General features: G+C 62.4%; 3 protein-coding genes. 2 read left to right on the top strand and 1 reads right to left on the bottom strand.

Features of this window, described 5'->3' with window-relative positions; all coding sequences use genetic code 11:
* Together AB2L51_RS15030 and AB2L51_RS15025 are read left to right on the top strand one after the other, a co-directional pair.
* The coding region (locus AB2L51_RS15030) for a TraB/TrbI/VirB10 family type IV secretion system protein (protein WP_400922624.1) at nucleotides 1-733 on the top strand (733 nt) is incomplete at its 5' end.
* A 1-nt stretch (nucleotide 734) separates the two neighbouring features.
* Nucleotides 735-968: a DUF2274 domain-containing protein gene (locus AB2L51_RS15025; protein ID WP_054362432.1), complete on the top strand. Its 234-nt coding sequence runs from the start codon at nucleotides 735-737 to the stop codon at nucleotides 966-968.
* A 35-nt stretch (nucleotides 969-1003) separates the two neighbouring features.
* Here AB2L51_RS15025 and AB2L51_RS15020 read toward each other — a convergent pair whose 3' ends face one another.
* Nucleotides 1004-1372 (bottom strand): cyanase, encoded by a 369-nt coding sequence (locus tag AB2L51_RS15020; RefSeq protein ID WP_400922620.1) that lies wholly within the window; start codon nucleotides 1370-1372, stop codon nucleotides 1004-1006.
* Nucleotides 1373-1457: the final 85 nt, after the last annotated feature.

Genomic DNA, 1457 nt, shown 5'->3' with positions numbered 1-1457 from the left:
CAATGCCGCGCCGGTCACGGCGAACACGCCGAACCAGGCGCCACCGGACCTCGCCAGCCTCGGGCTCGCGCCGCCGCCGGCAACGCCGAGCGCCCAAGATCGGCAGCAGGCCTTTCTCAACGCGCCGGTCGACCGACGCACTGTTGCGGCCGACCGCATCGCCGCGCCGGCCTCTCCGAATATCCTTCAAGCCGGCGCCGTCATCTCGGCCGCTCTCATCACCGGCGTTCGATCGGACCTTCCGGGCCAGATCACCGCCCAGGTCACCGAGAACATTTATGACAGCCCGACAGGCCGGATCCTCCTGATCCCGCAGGGCACGCGCGTGATCGGCCAGTATGACAACAACGTCCAGTTCGGGCAGAGCCGCGTCCTGCTCGTGTGGAATCGGCTGATCTTTCCGAACGGCCGCAGCATCGTGCTGGAGCGCCAGCCCGGCGCCGACGCCGAGGGCTATGCCGGCCTGCAGGACGGCGTCGACTATCACTGGTGGGATCTCGCCAAGGCCGCCGGTCTCTCGACGCTCCTGAGCGTCGGCGCCGAACTGGCCACCAATGATGACGACCGGCTGATCCAGGCGATCCGCAACGGCGGCCAAGACACGATCAACGACGCAGGCCAGCAGATCATCCGGCGGCAGCTCAACATCGCCCCGACGCTCACCATCCGACCCGGATTCCCGGTCCGGGTGATCGTAACCCGTGATCTTATTCTCGAGCCCTACGGAGGCTGATGTGACCAAGTTGAAACTCGGCATGATAGCCGACGACAAGCCCGTGAAGGTGACGGCGGAATTACCGGCGACGGTCTATCGGGATCTTGTCGCTTACGCTGAGGTTCACGGCCGCGAGACCGGCCAGCCGGTCGCCGATCCAACACGTCTGATTGCGCCTATGATCGAACGCTTCATCGCGACCGATCGCGGCTTCGCCAAGGCACGTCGCGCGCGGCACGTTACTTCCTCTTGATCGTCGGCAGGGCCCAAGGGAGCCCCGGCGAACGATCATTCGGGTTCCTTATAGCCATATTCGGGAATGCCTTGCTCGCTTCCGTAGTAGCGATAGGGAAGAAACTTGCCCGACATTCCGATCTTCACTCGATCACCTTTTGGATTCGGCTCACGCTCGAACGTGATGTCGAAATCGATTGCGGACATAATGCCGTCGCCGAACTCGTCCTCGATGAGTGCCTTCCACGCGGGGCCGTTGACCATCACCATTTCATAGAAGCGATATATCAGGGGGTCCGTCGGCGGCATGGGCATGCCTCGATATGGCACCTCGTTCAGCATACGCTCTTCTGCCTCCGACAGGCCGAACAGCGCCGCAGCCTTCTTCGCGAGCGGTTTGATCAGCTTCATCTGCCCGAGCAAAGCGCCGATTGTTGATTTTCACTGAGAACTGACCCGGGTTTTTCATCAGGAATTGACCCAGCCAGATGCTATTTCAGGCACAGTC

Source organism: Acetobacter fabarum (assembly GCF_040702925.2).
Classification (GTDB): Bacteria; Pseudomonadota; Alphaproteobacteria; order Acetobacterales; family Acetobacteraceae; genus Acetobacter; species Acetobacter fabarum_B.
The sequence above is the reverse complement of the archived record's forward strand: the minus strand, read 5'-3'. Positions and strand labels throughout refer to the sequence as shown.